At 59.2% G+C, this 21998-nt stretch carries 19 protein-coding genes and 3 pseudogenes; 12 read left to right on the plus strand and 10 right to left on the minus strand.

Translation table 11 applies throughout. The annotated features are described in order from the left end of the window. Positions 1 to 101 precede the first annotated feature (101 nt). Positions 102 to 596 carry a glycine zipper domain-containing protein gene (locus tag HCU66_RS02470; RefSeq protein WP_205886936.1) on the plus strand — a complete coding sequence of 165 codons (495 nt, stop codon included), beginning with the start codon at positions 102 to 104 and terminating at the stop codon, positions 594 to 596. Between the two features lie 68 nt (positions 597 to 664). Here HCU66_RS02470 and HCU66_RS02475 read toward each other — a convergent pair whose 3' ends face one another. From HCU66_RS02475 to HCU66_RS02485, 3 genes are all read right to left on the minus strand, one after another. Further along, entirely contained in the window at positions 665 to 1096 is a 432-nt protein-coding gene (locus HCU66_RS02475; protein ID WP_205886938.1) for an acyl-CoA thioesterase, read from the minus strand. Between the two features lie 74 nt (positions 1097 to 1170). Next, on the minus strand, positions 1171 to 2397 hold the full coding sequence (locus HCU66_RS02480; protein ID WP_205886939.1) for a 3-hydroxyacyl-CoA dehydrogenase: 1227 nt from the start codon (positions 2395 to 2397) through the stop codon (positions 1171 to 1173). A 124-nt stretch (positions 2398 to 2521) separates the two neighbouring features. Beyond that, on the minus strand, positions 2522 to 4450 hold the full coding sequence (locus HCU66_RS02485) for a RecQ family ATP-dependent DNA helicase (protein WP_205886940.1): 1929 nt from the start codon (positions 4448 to 4450) through the stop codon (positions 2522 to 2524). Between the two features lie 655 nt (positions 4451 to 5105). Between HCU66_RS02485 and HCU66_RS02490 the strand changes: the two genes are divergently transcribed. The 5 genes and pseudogenes from HCU66_RS02490 (at position 5106) to HCU66_RS02500 (ending at position 7931) form a co-directional block, all read left to right on the plus strand. Next, on the plus strand, positions 5106 to 5384 hold the full coding sequence (locus HCU66_RS02490) for a hypothetical protein (protein WP_205886941.1): 279 nt from the start codon (positions 5106 to 5108) through the stop codon (positions 5382 to 5384). 113 nt (positions 5385 to 5497) lie between these two features. Then, a complete protein-coding gene (locus tag HCU66_RS02495; RefSeq protein ID WP_205886942.1) occupies positions 5498 to 6625 on the plus strand; it encodes a hypothetical protein in 1128 nt (375 codons plus the stop codon). Positions 6626 to 6973: 348 nt separating this feature from the next. Then, positions 6974 to 7272: pseudogene (locus tag HCU66_RS27040) on the plus strand (hypothetical protein). Between the two features lie 172 nt (positions 7273 to 7444). Beyond that, positions 7445 to 7568 (plus strand): annotated as a pseudogene (locus tag HCU66_RS27045) (transcriptional regulator); the annotation flags it as partial. Between the two features lie 180 nt (positions 7569 to 7748). Continuing rightward, positions 7749 to 7931 carry a YhfG family protein gene (locus tag HCU66_RS02500; protein WP_205886943.1) on the plus strand — a complete coding sequence of 61 codons (183 nt, stop codon included), beginning with the start codon at positions 7749 to 7751 and terminating at the stop codon, positions 7929 to 7931. An 18-nt stretch (positions 7932 to 7949) separates the two neighbouring features. Here the strand turns inward: HCU66_RS02500 and HCU66_RS02505 are convergent, their stop codons facing one another. Both HCU66_RS02505 and HCU66_RS02510 read right to left on the minus strand, forming a co-directional pair. Further along, the gene (locus HCU66_RS02505; protein WP_205886944.1) at positions 7950 to 8180 is read right to left on the minus strand and encodes a DUF7683 domain-containing protein; all 231 of its coding nucleotides are present in this window, start codon (positions 8178 to 8180) and stop codon (positions 7950 to 7952) included. 147 nt (positions 8181 to 8327) lie between these two features. Beyond that, positions 8328 to 9254: pseudogene (locus tag HCU66_RS02510) on the minus strand (S-type pyocin domain-containing protein); the annotation flags it as partial. Between the two features lie 208 nt (positions 9255 to 9462). Between HCU66_RS02510 and HCU66_RS02515 the strand changes: the two are divergent. Continuing rightward, complete coding sequence (locus HCU66_RS02515; RefSeq protein WP_205886945.1) at positions 9463 to 9816, plus strand: DUF1493 family protein; 354 nt, start codon at positions 9463 to 9465, stop codon at positions 9814 to 9816. Between the two features lie 153 nt (positions 9817 to 9969). Here HCU66_RS02515 and HCU66_RS02520 read toward each other — a convergent pair whose 3' ends face one another. From HCU66_RS02520 to HCU66_RS02530, 3 genes are all read right to left on the minus strand, one after another. Further along, on the minus strand, positions 9970 to 11511 hold the full coding sequence (locus HCU66_RS02520; protein ID WP_205886946.1) for a phosphoenolpyruvate carboxykinase: 1542 nt from the start codon (positions 11509 to 11511) through the stop codon (positions 9970 to 9972). A 179-nt stretch (positions 11512 to 11690) separates the two neighbouring features. Further along, entirely contained in the window at positions 11691 to 12593 is a 903-nt protein-coding gene (gene hslO / locus HCU66_RS02525) for an Hsp33 family molecular chaperone HslO (RefSeq protein ID WP_205886948.1), read from the minus strand. A 226-nt stretch (positions 12594 to 12819) separates the two neighbouring features. Further along, positions 12820 to 13230 carry an RNA-binding S4 domain-containing protein gene (locus HCU66_RS02530; RefSeq protein WP_205886950.1) on the minus strand — a complete coding sequence of 137 codons (411 nt, stop codon included), beginning with the start codon at positions 13228 to 13230 and terminating at the stop codon, positions 12820 to 12822. A gap of 212 nt (positions 13231 to 13442) precedes the next feature. Here HCU66_RS02530 and rimB point away from each other — a divergent pair, with 212 nt between their 5' ends. Beyond that, positions 13443 to 13922, plus strand: a complete 480-nt coding sequence (gene rimB, locus HCU66_RS02535) for a retropepsin-like aspartic endopeptidase RimB (protein WP_007939540.1) — start codon at positions 13443 to 13445, stop codon at positions 13920 to 13922. After that, positions 13919 to 14824: a 30S ribosomal protein S6--L-glutamate ligase gene (gene rimK / locus HCU66_RS02540; RefSeq protein WP_008005189.1), complete on the plus strand. Its 906-nt coding sequence runs from the start codon at positions 13919 to 13921 to the stop codon at positions 14822 to 14824. The genes rimB and rimK overlap by 4 nt, the downstream gene beginning before the upstream one ends. A gap of 64 nt (positions 14825 to 14888) precedes the next feature. Here rimK and HCU66_RS02545 read toward each other — a convergent pair whose 3' ends face one another. Further along, the gene (locus HCU66_RS02545) at positions 14889 to 16202 is read right to left on the minus strand and encodes an ATP-binding protein (RefSeq protein WP_205886951.1); all 1314 of its coding nucleotides are present in this window, start codon (positions 16200 to 16202) and stop codon (positions 14889 to 14891) included. A gap of 115 nt (positions 16203 to 16317) precedes the next feature. Continuing rightward, positions 16318 to 17058 carry an osmolarity response regulator transcription factor OmpR gene (gene ompR, locus HCU66_RS02550; protein ID WP_205886957.1) on the minus strand — a complete coding sequence of 247 codons (741 nt, stop codon included), beginning with the start codon at positions 17056 to 17058 and terminating at the stop codon, positions 16318 to 16320. Between the two features lie 361 nt (positions 17059 to 17419). Between ompR and HCU66_RS02555 the strand changes: the two genes are divergently transcribed. From HCU66_RS02555 to gshA, 3 genes are all read left to right on the plus strand, one after another. After that, a complete protein-coding gene (locus tag HCU66_RS02555; RefSeq protein WP_205886959.1) occupies positions 17420 to 19744 on the plus strand; it encodes a Tex family protein in 2325 nt (774 codons plus the stop codon). Next, a complete protein-coding gene (locus HCU66_RS02560) occupies positions 19744 to 20127 on the plus strand; it encodes a PaaI family thioesterase (RefSeq protein WP_192346434.1) in 384 nt (127 codons plus the stop codon). The genes HCU66_RS02555 and HCU66_RS02560 overlap by 1 nt, the downstream gene beginning before the upstream one ends. A gap of 225 nt (positions 20128 to 20352) precedes the next feature. Continuing rightward, the gene (gene gshA, locus HCU66_RS02565; protein ID WP_205886961.1) at positions 20353 to 21936 is read left to right on the plus strand and encodes a glutamate--cysteine ligase; all 1584 of its coding nucleotides are present in this window, start codon (positions 20353 to 20355) and stop codon (positions 21934 to 21936) included. Positions 21937 to 21998: the final 62 nt, after the last annotated feature.

Below are 21998 nucleotides of genomic sequence, written 5' to 3' on the forward strand. Positions count from 1 at the left end.
ACTTATAGAAATGTGCTCAAGTCGTGTTATTCGTCGGATTTCTATTGTCACAACCACAACACAGCCTCAGGATCGCGCCGTCATCCCCTTGAGGTTCCTCTATGAAGTTCTCCTCGATTCTCTTGTTGTCCCTTGGCCTGGTCAGTGGCTTTGCGTCTGCTGGCGGCACCACCGAAGCAGGTGTGGGCGGCGCATTGGGCGGGGTTCTTGGCTCGGTCGTCGGTCAATCGCTAGGCGGCAGTACAGGTTCAACCATTGGCGCGGCCCTGGGCGGCGCGGGTGGTAGCGCAGTTGGCGCAGACAAACGCAGCCGTGGCGAAGCCGCCATTGGCGGTGCGTTGGGCGCAGCTGGCGGTAACGTGGTCGGCCGCAGCATGGGCGGCACCACCGGTAGCCTGATCGGCTCCGCAGCAGGCGGCGGCGCCGGTGGCGCGCTGGGTAACTACATGGGCAACAAGAGCGATCGCGAAGATGATCGTCGTTCCTATCGTCGTGGTTATGACGATGATGATCGTCGCTACTACCGTGGTCACCCAGGTCGCGGCCATGCCTACGGCCATCGCAAGCATAAACATCGCTATCACGATGACGACTGAGGCTTGAATCGCCTCGTCGACCGGTAGATCCAAAAATCGCAGCCCCAGGGCTGCGATTTTTTTTGCCCTCAGATCGCCAGTCGCTCCAACGCCCCGCGCAACCCGGCAGGAATCGTCACCGGCTGATTCGACACCCGATCCACGAATACATGCACGAAGCGCCCCGCCGCGCAGGCCTCGTCGTCTCCAGCCTTGAACACCGCCAACTCGTATTGCACCGAGCTGTTGCCCAACTTGCCGACCCGCAAACCGATCTCGATTCGATCCGGGAAGGCGATGGAAGCAAAGTAGTCGCAGGCCGAACTCACCACAAAACCCACCACCTCGCCGTCATGGATATCCAGACCGCCGACTTCGATCAGGTAGGTGTTCACCGCCGTGTCGAAGAAACTGTAGTAGGTGACGTTGTTGACGTGACCGTAGGCGTCATTGTCGTGCCAGCGAGTGGTAACGGGTTGGAAGTGAGGGTAGTCGGTGCGTTGGGGCATCGGGTTGGACATCAGCGTCGGCTCCTGGAGTTGGATGGCCAGTTTAAGGTGAAACCGCGAAGGCGCCGTCACAGGCGCCACCTAAATCACATGTCGGCAAACCCTCTGCCCTGCGCCGCCAGTTCACCAATCAACCGCGCCGGCGCCCAGTGATCACCCTGCTTGGTCTCAAGCTGCAACAACCGCAAATGAATATCTTCAAGCCCCTGCCGATCCGCCCAGGCCATCGGCCCGCCCTTGTCCGCCGGGAAACCATACCCGTTGAGGTACACCAGATCGATGTCATGCGCCGATGCGGCAATGCCTTCCTGAAGAATCTTTGCTCCTTCATTGACCAGTGCCAGCAAGCTGCGCTCCAGAATCTCCTCAGGCCCTATCTCGCGTCGCTGAAACCCCAGTCCTTCGCTGACTTCCAGTACCAGCGCATCGACTTCCAGATCATGCTCCGCCTGACGACTGCCCGGTTCGTAGTGGTAATACCCGTCGCCACTCTTCTGGCCGAAACGCCCCAGCTCGCACAGGCGGTTGTCCACCTGAACCTCTGGCGCATCCTGGCCTTTGCCAGCCAATTCGCGAGCGCGCCATTCCAGGTCGATGCCGACTACGTCGTACATGCGAAACGGCCCCATGGCGAAACCAAACCCTTGCAGCGCCGCATCCACCTGATAGGGCAAAGCCCCCTCCAGCAACATCTTGCGCGCTTCGAGTACGTACGGATGCAGCATGCGGTTACCGATGAAACCGTGACAGTTGCCCGAGACCACGCTGACCTTGCCCATGCGCTGGCCCAGCGCCAGGGCTGCATCAAGGACCGCCGGCGCGGTCTGGGCGCCGCGCACGATCTCCAGCAACTTCATGATGTGCGCCGGGCTGAAGAAGTGCAGGCCCAGCACCTGCTGCGGACGGCGAGTAGCAGCAGCGATCGCGTCAATATCCAGCGCCGAGGTATTGCTGGCCAGAATCGCTTCAGGCTTGAGCAGGCTGTCGAGTTCGCGAAAGATGTTCTGCTTCAGCTCGAGGTTTTCGTAGACCGCTTCGATAACCAGATCGACATCGCGAATCGCTGCGTAATCGGCTGCCGCCGTTACCCGTGCAATACGCGCATCCGCCTCGGCCTGATCGATCCGCCCCTGACGCACGTTATGGGCGTAAGTGTCAGCCACGCTGGTCAGCGCTTGCTCGAGCATCTGTGGATTGTTGTCGACCCACTGCACCGGCACCCCGGCGTTCGCCAGGCACATGACAATGCCACGGCCCATGGTGCCCGCGCCGATCACGGCCGCGCGCTGAATATCGAACGATGTCTGGCTCATGTTGTTCTCTTGTTGGCGATCCGAAGACAGCCCTCACCATAGTCAGCCCATGGGTGTTTTTGAAGTTTATTCCTGTGATGGGCGACATTCAGCGGATGGATGCACTTCGAAACACCGCCCCCTGTTAGAGGTTCGCCTCAGTCCAGCGTCGGACCTCGGCATACGGATAATCCTCCAACGCCGCGAACCCCGGAATCGACCGCGCCTTGAGCCTGGTAAACAGCGGCACGCTGATCCCGCACAGAAACCGCGTCACGCGCTCTGCCGATGGAACACGCCCCGTGTGCTGCTCATGCCTGTGGATAAAATCACCGCACAGTGCCTCGAAACTTTTATCCACAAGCGCCGGCAATTGCGGCGGCTCGGGTAGCCGCGCCACATGACCGTGGCACACCGAACAATGCCCGCACCGCTGCGGCGCGTTTTCGTCGCCGAAGTACTCGGCCAGGCGATAGCCCAGGCAGCGGTCGGTGGCGAAGAGATCCAGCATGTCATGAATCCGTGCGATCTCGGTGTGCTCGTGTCGGGTAAAGCAGGCGTGTAACTCGGCGCTCAGGTTTTGCGACTCAAAGTCCGTCTTCAGCAAGCTGTAGACCTCCGTCATCTGCTTGCTTTCAAGCTCGACCCAGCCCTTTTCCTGAAAATAATCCAGCGCCTTGACCACCCGACTGCGTTCAGCCTGATGCTGTTCATACAGCGCATCGAAATTCACCGTGGCCCAGGTCCGCGCACGACTGGAGGTCTGAATGATCGCCGAGACAAAGTCCCTGCGCTCACCCTCGAAACGGGCCAGCAACGCCTCAGGCTCCTGCAAATACTTGAAGCGGTATTCGGCGTAATAGGCATAGCGCGGAGCGATCAACCCCCGCAGCTCCAGCTGTACCAGCAAGGTCTTGAGCGGTAGCTGGCGAATGTTGCTCTGATCAGCCAACGGCCCCAGCAGAAACTCCCACTGCCCTTCGGGCGCGGCGGCTTGCAACTCGTCGAGCACACACCGAATGCCATCCCGCTCCGGCGTGTCGCCATAGACGAAGTTCTCCAGCACGTTGAGGCTGTCGCGGTTGGCCAATACCAGGCAATCGGACGGCCGACCGTCACGCCCGGCGCGACCGATTTCCTGGCTGTAGTTTTCGATGGATTTGGGCAGGTCGAAATGCACCACGTTGCGGATGTCGCTTTTGTCGATGCCCATGCCGAAGGCGATGGTGGCGACGATGCAATTGGACTGCCCGCCCATGAACCGGCGCTGAATCGCTTCCCGTTGCTCATGGGGCAAACCGGCGTGATAGGCCTCGGCCTGGATGCCGTTGCGCCCCAGGTGTTCGGCGATGTGCTCGGCGGTTTTCTGCAGGGTGACATAGACGATGCTCGGCTGGCCGGGACGCTCGCTCATCCACTCGACCAGGCGACGGCGCTTGTCCTGGCCGCGCACCGGTTCCACCAACAGATTGAGGTTGGGCCGGTAGAAACCGGTGGTCACCACGTCCTCGGGGGCGATGGAAAATTTAGCCTCCATGTCGGCGATCACCTTGGGTGTCGCGGTGGCGGTCAGCAGCAGGGCCTGAGGGATGTTGAACTGGCGCTGATAGTCCGGCAGCTTGAGGTAGTCGGGGCGGAAGTTGTGGCCCCACTCGGAGATGCAGTGGGCCTCGTCCACCACCAACAACGAGATCGGTACCTGCTGCAAGAAATGGCGAAAGCGCTCGTTCTTCAGGCGCTCCACGGAAACCATCAGAATCTTCAATTCGCCGGACTTGGCCCGGGCCATCACATCGCTGGCGTCATCGCGGCTCTGGGCCGAATCGATACTGCCCGCTGCTATGCCGTGGCGCTGCAGGAACGCCAACTGATCCTGCATCAACGCCAGCAAAGGCGAGACCACCAGCGTCAGGTGCGGCAGCAGGATGGCCGGTAACTGATAGCACAGGGATTTGCCTGAGCCCGTGGGGAAAATCGCCGCCGCCGAGCGCCCGGCCAGCACCGCGCTGACCGCCGCCTCCTGACCGGGTCGAAACTGTGGATAACCGAAAACCTGTTCCAGGGTGTTGTGCATAAGCTGTCACTCCGTTGACTGCTGCGATGCCCAAAGCCTAGCGGGCGATCGCAGCGAGTCGAGAAAAGGCCGGGGGCAAATCGATACGGGATGATACAGCCTTGGCCCAGGGTGCTTCGCCACAGAATGAAACAAACGAAACACTTTGTTCCTCGCTCGGTCGTCCGATTTGACGATACGGTGCGCCTTCACAAATCCATCGTCCGCAAAACTCACGTCACGGCAGGAAGCTCTGATGCGTGCGGATCTTCACAAAGGAATGACCATGCCTCACACACTGACTTTTCCAATCGCCCTCATCATTGCGTCCCTGCTGCTGAGCGGATGCACGAAGATTCCCGAAGAGCCTCCACTCCTCGCCGCATTCACTGCGGATGCTTCGAAACGTCCTACACATTCTGGCGCGCACCCTACCGAGGTTTGATGCGTTAAGCCTGACAATCCCGTAGGAATTTCGACTTCCAGGGGAAAAGCTGAAAAATAGTCTGGGGGTGCGTAGGCAAAGGGCGATAGAGCCGGTAAATCCCCTACAAAACCTGTCCATTTCCGCCACCTTGCGACGCCTCGTCGCGGCCCTCTATAGTTTTCGACGAGGCTGAAACACTGTGTCGGCCTGCCGGTGAAACTGCACGACTTCCCCACAGGACTGACTTTGATGAACACGTTCCACTCGTTAACAGACCGCTATCGCCCGCTCAAAACCAGCTACAGCGATGCCCCCGTGTTGGTCATCGACACCGCTGCCAATCCTCACGAGATTCTCGACGCCTCCCTGCAACGCATCCGCGCTGCCAGCGACCTGCTCGAAACGCTCTATTGCCTGTGCTTCAAACAGGCCGACGTGAAAGACATTCCCAATATCGTCAATGCGCTTTATTTGCTGACCCAAGATGGTTGCGAACTTCTTGAAACCGCTAAACAACTAATAAAATAGCCACTTTAAAAAACAACTAACACCTCACACAAAAACAGCAACACTTCATCACTTCACTATTTAAACATCACAAACTAGCGTGTCAGCTCTTACATCAAACAAGGGCAACACAAATGACTGTATTAACTATTTTCTTCTGCGGCACTGGCTCAACCAAGTTCGACGATACTAATGCCAATTACTGGGACGGCGAACTGGTGTCAACACTCGCATCCCACCATCTTGGTCGAGAGTTCGCCGAATGGATCGTGGTCGATGGCCCCGGCAGCGGCAACCTGCAAGCCGACGATCTCTTCACCAAGTCCGAGGACTACGGCCTCAGCGGTACGCTGTTCGGCAAAGGCTGGGAGCAAAACGTGCAACATGCTATCAACATCATCAAAGGTCAGTGCAACTGGCAGCGCGAGCAACTGACCGAAGAGGAATATAACCGCCTGAAAGCCGCCGGCATCCCCATCGAAGACGTGAAAGTGGAAGGCTCGTGGTTTTGGCGCAAGTATAACTATGGCGATCGCAGCGTGACCCAGCAGGCGCTGCAAGAACAGATTATTAAAACCTTCCGAAAGGACGGTGTTATTCCCACACAGGTCAACTTGGTGGGATGGAGTCGCGGCGGCATCAGTTGCCATATGCTGGCCAATGCCATGTTCAACGACGCCCAACTCACCCATATCCCGGTAAACATCTTCGCAATTGATCCGGTGCCGGGTATCGGTAACTTTCAGGAGCACCGGGTAAAGCTGAACAGAAACGTAAAAGAATACGTCGGTTTCTACGCCCGGGATGAACGCTCGAAAGGCTTCAGCTGCGTGATCCCGCAAACCGCCACCGGCACCCATACCCACATCTACCCAATGCCCGGCCGCCACGCCACGCTGGTTGGCAACGCCTCCACCGATGGCGTCAGCGGCCCGAAAGCCCTGGCCGAACCCGGCCGAATCGTCCGCCACTTCGCCGAAGTCTGCCTCAAGCGTTGGGGCGTACAACTGGACAAGCCGTTGAACCTGACCCAGGCCGAACTGGAGAACCTCGGCAAAGCCATGGTCGATGCCGAAGCGAAGTACCGGCTGATGCACAACTACTCCTACACCTACTTCACCGAGCTGGATCAAGGCGAACGCTACGTTTCGCTGGGCAGCAATGGGGTCAACTTCTCGGCGGTGAAAGGCACGATCTACACCCCGGCGACCGGGTTGACCACTAGCGTCCTGGATGTTGCGGCGTATCAGCATATCCGTTGAAAAACGATGGCGGATCGGTAGGAACGGCCTATCAAATCTTCATACCGTTCCTACAAGCGAAAGCTCCTTGTCGCCTATCGCCGCCCTGTAGCTCAACTCTATAGTCGTGATTGTCGCTGCCAAATCAGCGGCTCGGGCTTGGTCACCCGAATTAGATCTACGTACGCACCCGCTGTATGCTGCTGGCGCTTTGTGTCAGCACCCTTTATGGCGGCTGTGTTTGGGACGTCTTCGGGCGTGCCGGGTAAGCGTGTGATCTCACCGGTTGACCAACCCGAATACAGTCCGCCTCCCATCGCTTGGTCACGATGGCAGCGGTTCTTTCTGATGCATTCGAGATTACACATTATGAATAATCCGTTCACACTCGATCGCTACCGCCCACTCCAATCCAATCCAACCTCACCAACACCCCGCCCCTGATCATCGACACAGAGGCCAACCCGCAAGACATCCTCGAAGCCGCCCTCCAGCGCATCCGAGCCTCCAGCGACCTCCTCAAAACCCTGCACTGCATTTGCTTCAAACACGGCGACGTAGAAGACATCCCCCACATCACCCACGCGCTCTTCTTGCTGACCCAGGACGGCTACGACCTGCTGCAAGTCGCCCAGCAACGCATGATGAGCTGGAAAGCACCGGCCTGACGCCGAGTGAAGATCGTTCCCACGCTCCGCGTGGGAATGCCTCTACGGACGCTCCGCGTTCGGCTTTTTGGAACGCAGAGCGTCCCGGGCTGTATTCCCACGCGGAGCGTAGGAACGATCAAACAGTAAGACCTGAGCATCGTGAATGCCATCAGGAACAATGGAGAAAGCCATGAGCAAATTTTTTGATGAGCTAATGGAAAGCGTCCAACAGATGAACGAAATCTTACGCGGTGAGCGAGAGCCTCCCCCGCGAATTCCATGTTGATGCGCTGCAAGTCAAAGAAATTCGTAAGACTCATCATCGCTTGGGTCCAGAACGCGAGAACGAGCAAAAGTCTTGACTCTTCATGAAGCCGTTTTCCCGACTGTCCACATTCCATAAAACGTGGACAGTCGCAACGTGCGTCAACCTCGAAAGTCAAGACAGCAGCCCCGTGGCAATGACCAAACACTCGTAACCCGAGACAACCGCGATGACCGAATTAACGTTCAAACAAAAACAAGCGCACTACGAAAAAATGCGCCGCTCAAACTACTTGGCAAGTTTGCGGCTCGCAGGGTTCGACACGTCCCCGGCAGACCTCGAAAAACCGCTGCTGACTCGAAAAGAAGCACTTGCCAAATACCGACAAAACAAAAGCCAACGTCCGTCCTGACAGTAAACTCCCATTTTTTCATGCGCTACAAGACAAAAAAAACAGGTAGTCCGGGCTGTCGAATTTCGTCCCGATTAGTACCTCCAGGCTGTTTATTTGCTCGTGCGATAGCTCGTACTCATAGATGGGATCGTCTGGCTCCTTCCACTCCATCAGCTCTCTGAGCTGCTCGAAATGCTCTGCGGGAATACCAATTCGGAATGCCAGCCGCTCCGTTGTTTTATAAAACGCTCTGATGGAATGCTTCATTTTTGTGTGACCGCCCTGAATCCTCGCCCCTAAACTATTGCCGACTTTTGCGCATTCTCACAGGGCTCTGCTTGTCATAGAGGGCGCACACCTCGAAACATTTTTAAGCAGCTACCGGCTACCACACATTGTAGTGGTCTAATGAAACCGGACACCCGAATCCGTCGGAAACACCAGAATGAAATCCTGATACTCCGGCGGATAAACCGGGCTGACAATAATGCTGTCAGCCGCATCAGTAGGTGGAAAGATCCACACCTGAGGCGCTTGCGGTGCAGCTTCCAACGCCGGGATGCCCATCACATCTGCCGGGTCCACTGCGGGCGTCCAGATCAACTCAACCCCGCCGCCAAAGTCAGCCACTTGCTGAGAACCACGAGCCTCAAACGTCACAACAGGGATCATCTCCCAATCGCGTCGACTCTGCGTGTTGTACCCGTAGCCTTTGAGCGTACCGTCAGCCTGCTCTTCCACGCGCAATCGGACTCGCGTTCGAGCTTGTTTGAGTGATCTGAGTTGATCGTCGGTATACAACGCACCATCGCCCAGACTCGATGGCGCAAGCAAAGCCACCAACCCCACCAATGCACCCGCGGCAACGCCGGCAGTGACGACTCCGGCGCCAGTACCTGCGACGGAAGTCGCTGCCGGAGCAATCGCTACACCACCCAACGCCAAAGAGCCAATGCCTGCCGGCAAAACACCACTGATTTTCTTGAGCGGCAAACAGCCGGAATCATCTGCCTGACGACCTCCCAGCAAGGTGAACTCGCCGTACTCTTTAACGCGTTCCGTGGGCACAAATCCGGATGGGCTGGAGTAGTCGATGATTGAATCCGGCAACTTGCAGGACTTGGCAAAAACGCAGCCAGCCAGAGACTGGTGCTTTTTCTGAAACTCCACTTCCCGGCTTTTTTCATACATGGCCTGTCTGACGAGCATATCGTCGTAGGCTTTTGGCCTGAACTCTCTTTCCGCTAGCTCACTAACGGTCATGTCCCGTAGACGGCGATAGCCACCACCATCGGTGTCGTAGTGCTGCCACACTTGCGGTGTGTCCTTGCTCCTGGTCATCCATCTCCCTCTCGGTAGGCCTTGAAAACCTCCAGCTCAAAGCTGAGGCCGGTGACGTTACCGAGTGTTTGAAGATGTGTTTGTAGGGTGAGTCTGAACCTGTCGTGCGATCCTTCTTCATCTCCAATCGCGGATGATTCCGCCCTGAACTTGCCGCAAAATCAGACTCAAGCCGCCCCATCGGCATACCCCTTACGGACAATGCACCATGAACCTCGCCCCCAACTTCCCCGACGACCACGCCATGCACCTGCTCATGCAGTTGCTGCACGAAGAACTCGGCCTGCCTGAACGCAAAACCATCAGCCTCACCACCTCGATCAACTTCGACCTGGGTTGCGACGGCGCCGATGCGCGGCAGCTGATGGAAGCGCTGGAGGAACAGTTCGCCATCGACTTCGTCGACTACGACGCATATCGGTATTTTAAGCCGGAAGGGTTTGATGTGTTTCTCAAGCGCCGGGCGAAGGGGCGTGGCGACAAAGTCCCGCTGACCATTGGCATGCTCTACCAAGCAGTCAAGAAGCAACGGTGGGACACGCAGAAAGTGGAAGAGGTCTAGCAGATCAGCGCAACAGAAGTGGCATTATTCTGGCTGTTTTGCGTGTTTACTGCGGGAATATTGCCAGTTATGCCTCAAAGGAACTGAAGCAGCGCCCACAAAAAAGCCGCCCTCAAAGGGCGGCTTTCTCTTACCTCAAACCACTACCGATTCTTACAACTTCGGCCCAGCAGCCTTGATCGCGTCGCTCACGTCGAACTTCTTGAAGTTCTCAACAAACAACCCGGCCAGTGCTTTCGCCGCTTCATCGTAAGCAGCCTTGTCAGCCCAGGTGTTACGTGGGTTCAACAGGCCAGTCTCAACGCCCGGCACAGCCAATGGCACGTCAAGGTTGATGGTGTCCAGGTGCTCAGTCTCGGCACCGATCAACGCGCCGCTCTGGATCGCTGCGATCACGCCGCGAGTGGTCGGGATGTTGAAGCGTTTGCCGACGCCGTAGCCGCCGCCGGTCCAGCCGGTGTTGACCAGGTAGACCTTGGAGCCGAAGCCGCGGATGCGTTTGATCAGCAGTTCTGCGTATTCGCCGGCCGGACGCGGGAAGAATGGTGCGCCGAAGCAGGTGGAGAAGGTCGACTTGATGCCGCTGCCCGAACCCATTTCGGTCGAGCCCACCAGTGCGGTGTAGCCGGACAGGAAGTGGTAGGCCGCTTGTTCTTCGCTGAGGATCGAGACTGGCGGCAGTACGCCGGTCAGGTCGCAGGTCAGGAAGATCACCGCGTTGGGCTCGCCACCGAGGTTCTTCTCGGAACGCTTCTCGACGTGCTCCAGCGGGTACGCAGCGCGGCTGTTCTGGGTCAGGCTGCCGTCGGCGTAGTCAGCCTTCTTGGCGTCGTCCAGCACAACGTTTTCCAGCACTGCGCCGTGCTTGATGGCTTTCCAGATGACCGGCTCGTTCTTCTCGGACAGGTCGATGCACTTGGCATAGCAACCGCCTTCGATGTTGAACACCACGCCCTCGCCCCAGCCGTGTTCGTCGTCACCGATCAGGTAACGGCTTTCGTCGGCCGACAGAGTGGTTTTACCAGTGCCCGACAGGCCGAAGAACAGGGTCACGTCGCCCGCTTCGCCGATGTTGGCGGCGCAGTGCATTGGCAGCACGTCGGCGGCAGGCAGCAAGAAGTTCTGCACCGAGAACATGGCTTTTTTCATTTCACCGGCGTAGCGCATGCCAGCGATCAGCACTTTCTTCTGGGCGAAGTTGATGATCACGCAGCCGTCGGAGTTGGTGCCGTCACGCTCTGGCACGCACTCGAAGTTGGCAACGTTGAGCACTTGCCACTCGTCACGGCCAGCCGGGTTGTACTGTGCAGGATTGATGAACAGGCAACGGCCGAACAGGTTCTGCCAGGCGGTCTGGGTGGTCATCTTCACGGCCAGGTAGTGCTCGGCGGCCGCACCTACGTGCACGTGGGAAACGAAATGCTCTTGCGCATTGTTGAACGCCTCGACGCGAGCCCACAGGGCATCGAACTTGTCGGCCGGGAACTTGCGGTTGATCGGGCCCCAGGCAATGGCGTCCTGGGTGGTTGGCTCTTCAACGATGAAACGATCGACTGGCGAACGGCCGGTACGGTGACCGGTGCGAACAACCAGCGCGCCGGTATCGGCAAGCTCGCCCTCACCGCGCTTCAGGGCTTCTTTAACCAGATCATCAACACTCAGATCGGTGTACACGGCGTTATTGGCTTGCGTCATGAGGTTCCCCGTCGGCCAGTGGCCGAGTGCTCCAAACGTTTTGTAGTAGAAAGTCCTGCACTACTACCGCGAAAAAAGTGGGCCGGATTATGCCAGAAAAGCCCAAAAAGTGTAGGGCCCTCCCGTCAGAACGGCGTTATTCCGGCGTTAAGCAGTGAATTTACCTGCGCTGAAACGTTTTAGTGACGGGTATCTGACGGCGTATCGACCCCTGCACCGGCAAACAATTGGACGATATCAGCCGCGTCGAACAGGTAGCGTTCATTGCAAAACTGGCAATCGATCTCGATGCTGCCGCCATGTTCGACGACCAGCTTCTGAGCATCCTCCAGACCCAGACTGACCAGCGCATTGCCCGAGCGTTCCCGGGAGCAGCTGCAACGGAAGCGCAGTTTCTGCACGTCGAACAGGCGTACTTGCTCTTCGTGGTAGAGGCGATGGAGCACGGTTTCGTTGTCCAGGCTCAGCAATTCATCGGCGCTCAGGGTGTTGGCCAGGGCGGTGATGTGCTGCCAGCTGGCGGCGCGTTCTTCCTCATCTTTCAGACGGTCGGCCGGTAATTGCTGCAGCAACATGCCGCGGGCACGGCGGCCGTCGGCGTACAGCTTGAAGCGGGTGCCGACCTGCTGCGACATGACGAAATAGTTGGTGAAGCAATCGGCCAGGGTTTCGCCATCGAGATCGACGATGCCCTGGTAGCGCTGGCCCTGACTTGGGTCGACAGTCAGCGCCAACACGCCATTGGGCATCAGGTCGGCGAGGGTCGCATCGGGCGCGATCTGCTCGGCGTGGTAACGGGCCAGGCCACGAATTTCGCGCTCGCTGGAGCACTCGATCATCAGCAACGGCACCGGGCCTTCGGAACGGGCCTGAAGAATCAGCAAGCCATCGAACTTCAAAGTGCCCACCAACAACGCTGCCGCCGCCATCAGCTCGCCCAGCAGTTGCGCGACCGGCTCCGGATAGGCGTGTTTGGCGAGGACTTCGGCATAGCTACGTTCCAACCCGACCAGCTCGCCTCGGGTGTCGCTGTCATCGAAGATGAAGCGTTGGGTGTAGTCGGTATCCGCTAGATCGGTCATAGGTCTGGGTATCTGAAGTGGTGACAAAAAAGGTTACAAAAACTGAACGTCGCGCCGAGGCGCAAGTTCAGCCATGGCGGCATTTTATGAACAAACCGGGGTTGTTCCAAGCAAGGTCAAACCCATGGTTTTCGACGAACGGCATTTCCGCCTGCTCAAAGCACCGCTGGCGAACTCCTCATATGGCTGCACAGGTGCACGATTGCAAGTCTGTGCCCGACGGCCGTCACGATTCGTCGTTGCTGTTACCGCGAAACTTGAACAGATCCCGGCGCTGTTTCTTGCTCGGCTTGCCGTCGGTACTCACGCCCAATGCCCCGGCCTTGCGCAGGGCAGCAGCCGCTTCGCGTTTGGCGATGCTGGCTTCGGTTTCGGCATACAGGGTCTGAGCCTCCGGCGCGCCACGGCGCACGATTGACAAGGCCTGGACCACCACCGTGCGTTCCTCGAAACCGGTGCGGATCTGAAACTCATCGCCGATCCTCGGCTCCTTGCCCGGCTTGCAACGCTCACCCCGGCAATGCACCTTGCCGCTTTCGATTGCAGCCTTGGCCAAGGCACGTGTTTTATAAAAACGCGCGGCCCACAACCATTTATCGAGACGGACCTTGTCGTCCTCTTCGCTTTTTTGTGCCATTGGATGACCTCATTCTGAAATATCGATGAACTGTACTACCGTTTCTGTCGTGCCATGAATCTCCACGCGGTGGATTAGAATGCAGGCATTCCCCGCAATTGAGGGATGGAAATCCGGGCAGTAGATATCTGTCGCCTTTTACCCATTATTCTGCGTGAATACCGCGAATTCGGCCGCACGCGGCCTGAGCGTTTTTTGCCGGTTGAGCACTATTGAAGACATTTGACCATTTGACCGTTATCGGTCTGCGCGAGTGGGTGGCGCTCCCGGATTTGGGAGTCGCGGGCCTTCGGGCAAAAATCGACACTGGCGCCAGCACCTCCAGCCTGCATGCCACTGACATCGAGCCATTCGAGCGCGATGGGGAACAGTGGGTACGCTTCACCGCGCACCTGGGCACGGTGGTGCAATTGCGGCACCGGCGCTGCGAAGCCCCGCTGGTGACGATGAAAACCATTAAAAGCTCCAACGGCCACGCGCAGATGCGCTACGTGGTCAGTACCACCCTGGCCCTCGGTGATCGGGTCTGGCGGGTCGAGTTCACCCTCGCCTGCCGCAAGTCCATGCGTTATCGCCTGTTACTCGGTTCCAAAGCTCTGATCGACGGCCAGTTGGTGGTCAATCCGGGCACCAAATATGTACAAGACAAGCCGGTGTTCCCGGTATCTACCTTCTCCACAGGTGTTGCATGAAGATCGCTGTGCTGTCGCGGAATCCGCGTCTGTATTCCACCCGTCGTCTGGTCGAAGCCGGTATGGAGCGTGGCCATGAAATGGTGGTGATCGACACCCTGCGCGCCTACATGAACATTGCCAGTCACAAGCCGCAAATCCACTACCGGGGCAAACCGCTGGAGGGTTTCGATGCGGTGATCCCGCGGATCGGTGCGTCGGTGACGTTTTATGGCTGCGCGGTGCTGCGCCAGTTCGAAATGATGGGGGTGTTTCCGCTCAACGAGTCGGTGGCCATCGCCCGCTCGCGAGACAAACTGCGCTCGCTGCAATTGCTGTCGCGCCGGGGAATCGGTTTGCCGGTCACCGGTTTTGCCCACTCCCCGGATGACATTCCCGACTTGATCGAGATGGTCAACGGCGCGCCGCTGGTGATCAAGGTGCTGGAAGGCACCCAGGGCATCGGGGTGGTGCTGTGTGAAACGGCGACAGCGGCGGAGTCAGTCATCGAGGCCTTCATGGGCCTGAAGCAGAACATCATGGTCCAGGAATACATCAAGGAAGCCGGCGGCGCGGACATCCGTTGTTTCGTGGTCGGCGACAAAGTGATCGCGGCGATGAAGCGCCAGGCCAAGCCGGGGGAGTTTCGCTCCAATCTGCATCGCGGCGGCAGTGCAAGCCTGATCAAGATCACCCCGGAAGAACGCATGACCGCATTGCGTGCGGCGAAGGTCATGGGTCTGGCGGTGGCGGGTGTGGATATCCTGCGCTCCAATCATGGCCCGCTGGTGATGGAAGTGAACTCGTCGCCGGGTCTGGAGGGGATTGAAACCACCACCGGAAAGAACGTGGCGGGGATCATCATCGAGCATCTGGAGAAGAATGGCGGGCCGAATATGACGCGGACCAAAGGGAAGGGTTAGAAAAGCAGCTTCAAGCTACAAGTTTCAAGCGGCAAGTAAAAGCCGCTGTAGCTTGTAGCTGTTTTTAAACCGCATCCCGCGGCAACATCAACCCAAGCGGCAATCGCACCCGCGCTTCCAGCCCGCCACCGGGCCGGTTGCGTAACTCGACATTGCCGCCATGCATCGAAGCGATCCGCTTCACGATCGCCAGGCCCAGCCCGGTCCCTTTCCCGCCGCGGGCCCGATCGCCGCGAGTGAACGGGTTGAAGATCGCTTCCAGTTCCGACGGATCGATCCCCGCGCCACGGTCCATGACACTCAACACCACATACGGCGCACTGGTATCCCCGGACACATAAGCCGCCACTTCGACGCCGCTGCCGGCGTGATGCAAAGCATTGCCGATCAGGTTGTTCAGCAGCCGCTTCATCGACACCCGCCGCAACGGAAACGGCTGGATCGGCTCCAGGCGCAAGTGCACTTTTTCTTCGTTCTGGTTGTACGGCGCGGCGACTTCGCGAACCAGCTCGCTCAGGTCCACTTCCTCCACCGACTCGTCTCGCCCGTCACGAATGAACGCCAGGAACTGGTCGAGAATCGCATCCATGTCTTCGATGTCGCGGATCATGTCGTCGGTCAGGTCGCTGTGGTCACCCATCAATTCCAGGGATAGCCGCAAACGGGTCAACGGCGTGCGCAGGTCGTGGGACACCCCGGCCAGCATCAGTTCGCGCTCGCGGCCGGCCTGTTCGACGTCTTCGGCCATCTGGTTGAAGGCGCGATACACCTCGGTCATCTCACTCGGTGTATCACTGATCGGCAGGCGCACACTGCGGCCCTGACCCAGTTGCCGCGCGGCATAGACCAATCGTTTCAACGGTTGATTGAGCTGGCTGACGAAGATCCATGCCGAAGCGGTGGATAGCAGACCAATGGCGAGGAACCAGCCGAGCACGTTCCAGATTTTCTGGCCACGCAACGGATGCGGGTACAGCGGCACTTTCAGCCAGCCATCGCCCAGACTGGGCGCCCGAACCCACAGCGCCGGTGGCGAGTGCATGCGTAATCGCACTTCGGTGTCGGCCCCCAGTTCGGCTTGCATCTGGCGCTGGTAGATTTCGCTGTAAGGCCAGTGCTGTTCGCCTTCCGGCACACCGGCGCCGACCACCCGAATCAAGGTCGCAGCATCGGCAATCTTTGCGCGGTTCTCTTCATCGGCGGCCCAATAGGCGCGCAACGTCAGGGCGACGCCGTGACTGTATTGGCGATCCACCAGTACGTCTTCGTTCATCAACAGATAAACCAGCGTCAGCGCCTTGGAGAACAGGACGACGATCAGCACCAGCCACAGGGTGCGGGAGAAGAAGCTCTGGGGGAACCAAACAGGGGTTTTCATGGGTAACCGCTACACACTTGCAGGAGCGAGCCATGCTCGCATATTGCGGATCGCGAGTCTGCGGCCAAGGCCATCCGACCCGTTACCCGCAAGACCCGCTCCTACAAATCATCAATCACTTCGTGGCGGCGCCATCCGGAACGAACACATAACCCACGCCCCAGACGGTCTGGATGTAGCGTGGTTTGGACGGATCGGGCTCGATCATCCGGCGCAGACGGGAGATCTGCACATCGATGGAACGCTCCAGGGCATCCCACTCGCGGCCGCGGGCCAGGTTCATCAGCTTGTCGCGGGTCAGTGGCTGACGGGCGTTCATGACCAGGGCCTTGAGTACCGCGAACTCACCGGTGGTGAGCATATGCACTTCGTCGCCGCGCTTGAGTTCGCGGGTGGCCAGGGACAATACGTAATCGCCGAACGTGACGTTTTCGTCTTCGCTACCCGGTGCGCCCGGCACTGGTGCCGCCTGGCGCCGCAGCACCGCTTTGACCCGGGCCATCAATTCGTCCGGGTTGAACGGCTTGGCCAGGTAGTCGTCGGCGCCCAGCTCCAGGCCTTTGATGCGGCTCAGCTCGTCGCCCTTGGCGGTGAGCATGATGATCGGAATCTGATTGTTCGCCGCACGCAGACGACGGCAGGCGGTCAGGCCATCTTCGCCGGGCAGCATCAGGTCGAGGACGACCAGGTTGAACACTTCACGCGCCAGCAGGCGATCCATTTGTTCGGTGTTCGGGACGGTGCGGGCGCGGTAGCCCTTGCTGACGAAAAAGCGCTCCAGCAGGCTGCTCAGCCCCGGATCGTCGTCAACGATAAGAATTTTTTCGCCTTCAGCAGTTTGTGCAGTGCTGCTCATTGGATGCTCCTTTTAGCTCGGCGCGCATTATGGCGTAGCTGCCGTTATACGCACCGTGTGCATTGTTAGCAGATTTTTCCTGCCCCGCCAGAAAACCGGCCTTTGCGCCTATAGCCTTCAATGCCCCCGCATGACCGAACGCTGGTTATAATGCGCGGCCTTTTGTGTCAGGCAACGTCTGATCGTTATTGCCGGTAGCCGCTTTTTATTTTCATGGTGCTGGCAGTAATTGTTCGATTTCACGGGTCAACGGCAAGCCTGTTGATCCAGGTAGCGGTGCACGCCAGGCCGCTCAACCAGACTCGCCGCGCCTTTATCTGTGCGCCTGCGAGCCTGCTTTCACAATTTGTCAGGTGGTTTTATGGACAGCATCAACAGCCGCATCGCCGAGGAACTCGGTGTACGCCCACAACAGGTCGAAGCGGCCGTCGCGCTACTCGATGAAGGCTCCACGGTGCCCTTCATCGCCCGCTACCGGAAAGAAGTGACCGGCAGCCTCGATGACACGCAACTGCGTCATCTGGAAGAGCGACTGCGCTACCTGCGAGAACTCGACGAACGGCGTATCAGCATCCTTGCCAGCATCGCAGAGCAAGGCAAGCTGACCCCGCAACTCGAGCGCGACATCAAACTCGCCGACACCAAGACCCGCCTTGAAGACTTGTACCTGCCGTACAAGCAGAAGCGCCGCACCAAGGGCCAGATCGCCCTGGAAGCCGGCCTCGGCGAGCTGGCCGATGGCCTGTTCAACGATCCGACCCTGAGCCCGGAAACCGAAGCCGCGCGCTTCATCGACGCCGAAAAAGGCGTGGCCGATGTGAAGGCCGCCCTTGAAGGCGCCAAGTACATCCTCATGGAGCGCTTCGCCGAAGACGCCGGCCTGCTGGACAAGTTGCGCAACTACCTCAAGCAGGAAGCCACCCTCAGCGCCCGCGTGATCGCCGGCAAAGAGGAGGAAGGCGCCAAGTTCCGCGACTACTTCGAACACGACGAACCGCTGAAAAGCATGCCGTCCCACCGCGCGCTGGCGATTTTCCGTGGCCGCAACGAAGGCATTCTCAGCTCCGCGCTGAAAGTCGGCGACGAACTGCCGGGCACCATGCACCCATGCGAAGGCATGATTGGCCAGCAGTTCGGCATCCAGAATCAGAACCGCCCTGCCGACAAATGGCTGGGTGAAGTGGTGCGCTGGACCTGGAAGGTCAAGCTCTACACCCACCTGGAAACCGACCTGCTGGGCGAACTGCGCGATGGCGCCGAGACCGAAGCGATCAACGTGTTCGCCCACAACCTGCACGATCTGCTGCTGGCCGCTCCGGCCGGCCCGCGCGCGACCCTGGGCCTCGACCCGGGCCTGCGCACCGGTTGCAAGGTCGCCGTGGTCGACTCCACCGGCAAGCTGCTGGACCACGCCACGGTTTACCCGCACGTGCCGCACAACAAGTGGGACCAGACCCTCGCCGTGCTCGCCGCCCTGTGCGCCAAGCATTCGGTGGACCTGATCGCCATCGGTAACGGCACCGCCAGCCGCGAGACCGACAAACTGGCCGCTGAACTGATCAAAAAATACCCAGCCATGAAGATGACCAAAGTCATGGTCTCCGAGGCCGGTGCATCGGTGTACTCGGCGTCGGAACTGGCTTCCAGGGAATTCCCGGACCTGGACGTGTCGATCCGTGGCGCGGTGTCCATCGCTCGTCGCCTGCAGGATCCACTGGCCGAGCTGGTGAAGATCGATCCGAAATCCATCGGCGTCGGCCAGTACCAGCACGACGTGTCGCAGCTGAAACTGGCGCGCGGCCTGGACGCGGTGGTCGAGGACTGCGTGAACGCCGTGGGTGTCGACGTCAATACCGCCTCCGTGGCGCTGCTGGCACGCATCTCCGGTCTCAATGCGACCCTGGCGCAGAACATCGTCGCCCACCGCGACGAGCACGGCGCGTTCAAAACCCGTGCGGCGCTGAAGAAAGTCGCCCGCCTGGGTGAAAAAACCTTCGAACAGGCCGCCGGTTTCCTGCGTGTGATGAACGGTGACAACCCGCTGGATTCGTCCGCGGTTCACCCGGAAGCCTATCCGCTGGTGCAGCGCATTGCCGCTGAAACCGACCGCGACATTCGCTCGCTGATCGGCGACGCCGCGTTCCTCAAGCGCCTGGATCCGAAGAAGTACACCGACGAAACGTTCGGCCTGCCGACGGTCACCGACATCCTGCAAGAGCTGGAAAAACCCGGTCGCGACCCGCGTCCAGAGTTCAAGACCGCCGAATTCCAGGATGGCGTCGAAGATCTCAAGGACTTGCAACCGGGGATGATCCTCGAAGGCGTGGTCACCAACGTGACCAACTTCGGCGCATTCGTCGACATCGGCGTGCATCAGGACGGTCTGGTGCACATTTCCGCGCTGTCGGAGAAGTTCATCAAGGATCCGCGCGAAGCGGTGAAGGCCGGTGATGTGGTCAAGGTGAAGGTCATGGAAGTCGACATCCCGCGCAAACGCGTCGGCTTGTCGATGCGCATGAGCGACACCCCGGGCGAGAAGATCGACGGTGCCCGTGGTGCACGTCCGGGGTCGGCACCGCGCCCATCCCAGAACACTGCACCACGTAAGGAAACCACGGCAGCGGCCCCGGCCAACAACGCCATGGCCTCGCTGTTCGCCAACGCCAAGCAGTTGAAGAAACGCTGATGGAGATCCCGGCCGGCTTGACCGAAAGCGCGTTTTTCAAGCTGCTGGGATGTCGCTTGCACAGCCTGGAAGCCGGGGTGGCGCAAGTCGCCCTGGCGCTTGAGCCAGAACTGCGCAATCGCGGCGGCAAACTGCACGGTGGGGCCTTGTTCAGTCTGGTGGACATTGCCATGGGGCTGGCCTGCTCCAGCACCCACGGCTTTGACCAGCAGAGCGCGACCATCGAGTGCAAGATCAACTACATCCGCGCCGTCGCCGACGGTGAAGTCATGTGCACGGCACGGGTGATCCATCCGGGCCGCCGGACGCTGGTGGTCGAAGCCGATGTGATGCAAGGCGACAAACTGGTCGCAAAAGCACAAGGCACGTTCGCTGTCCTGTAGCTACTGGTCATCAATTTGAGTTAATTTCGGCTCAACGAATCCTGTAGGAGCGAGCTTGCTCGCGAAGGCGGAGTGTCAGGCGACTTCAATGTTGACTGACACCCCCCTCTTCGCGAGCAAGCCCACTCCTACAAAACCAGGCGAAAACGCCAGTTTTAACTTCACCCTTGTAGACCGTCTTGCCCACCCCCATATTGGGGCGACTGACGCGTGAAGGAATCCAACTTGAGCGAACTTCTCAACCGCCGCCTGGCTCTGCTCGGCGAGCGCGCTAACCTCTCTCTGCTCGAACAGTGCCTTCACGGCATCGAACGTGAATGCCTGCGCGTGACCGGCGAAGGGCGCCTGGCGCAAACGCCGCACCCTGAAGCACTGGGTTCCGCGCTGACCAACGAACAAATCACCACCGACTATTCCGAGTCGCTGCTGGAGTTCATCACGCCCGCCCTGCCAGACCCGGCGGATATGCTGGCGAGCCTGGACAGGATTCACCGTTTTGCCTACAGCAAGCTCGGCAACGAGTACCTGTGGAGTCCATCGATGCCGTGCCCGTTGCCGGCCGAGGAAGACATCCCGATCGCCTATTACGGCACCTCCAACATCGGTCAGCTCAAGTATGTCTATCGCAAGGGCCTGGCCCTGCGCTACGGCAAGACCATGCAGTGCATTGCCGGGATTCACTACAACTTTTCCCTGCCGGAAAAGCTCTGGCCGCTGCTCAAAGAAGCTGAAGGCTTTGACGGCACCGACCGCGATTATCAGTCGTCGGCCTACATTGCGCTGATCCGCAATTTCCGTCGCTACAGCTGGCTGCTGATGTACCTGTTTGGCGCCTCGCCGGCGCTGGACGCCGGTTTCCTGCGCGGTCGCCCGCATCAACTGGAACAGCTGGACCCAGACACCTTGTACCTGCCGTACGCCACCAGCCTGCGCATGAGCGATCTGGGTTACCAGAGCAACGCCCAGGCCGGCTTGACGCCGTGCTACAACGATCTGACCAGCTACACCGACAGCCTGCGCCAGGCGGTGGCCACGCCTTACCCGCCGTACGTCGAGGTCGGTACGCACCAGAACGGTGAGTGGGTTCAGCTCAACACCAACATCCTGCAGATCGAAAACGAGTACTACTCCAACATCCGTCCCAAGCGCGTGACTTACACCGGCGAACGGCCAATCCAGGCGCTGGTGGCCCGTGGCATTCAGTATGTCGAAGTGCGCTGTCTGGACATCAACCCGTTCCTGCCGATGGGCATCGACCTCACCGAATCCCGGTTCCTCGACGCGTTCCTGCTGTACTGCGCGCTGAACGACAGCCCGCTGCTGACCAGTACCAGCTGCGGTAACGCAACGTCGAACTTCCTCAGCGTGGTCAAGGAAGGTCGTCGTCCGGGCCTGCAACTGCAACGTGATGGCCAAGCGGTGGACCTGAAGGAATGGGCCGACGAGTTGCTGGAAAAAATTGCGCCATTGGCGGCGTTGCTGGATCAGACCCATGGCGGCGATGCCCACCGCAAGGCACTGGACGCCCAACTGGCCAAGGTCAAGGACTCGTCCCTGACGCCATCGGCGCAAGTGCTGGCGGCCATGGCCGAGCACAAGGAGAGCTTCGCCCGGTTCTCCTTGCGCCAGAGCCGGGCGCATGCCGAATTTTTCCGCAGCGAGCCGCTTTCAGGCGAAGAGCAGGCTAAATTTGAAGAACTGGCACGTTCGTCGTTGGCTCAGCAGGCGGAGCTGGAACGGAATGAAGTCGGCGATTTCGATGTGTTTGTCGGGGCGTATCAGGCGAGTATTCTGGCGATCAGTAACTAAGCTGTCAGAGCAGGTCCCCTGTGGCGAGGGGGCTTGCCCCCGTTGGACTGCGCAGCAGTCCC

Origin of the sequence: Pseudomonas frederiksbergensis (assembly GCF_017114915.1) — a bacterium.
GTDB classification, from domain to species: Bacteria; Pseudomonadota; Gammaproteobacteria; order Pseudomonadales; family Pseudomonadaceae; genus Aquipseudomonas; species Aquipseudomonas frederiksbergensis_I.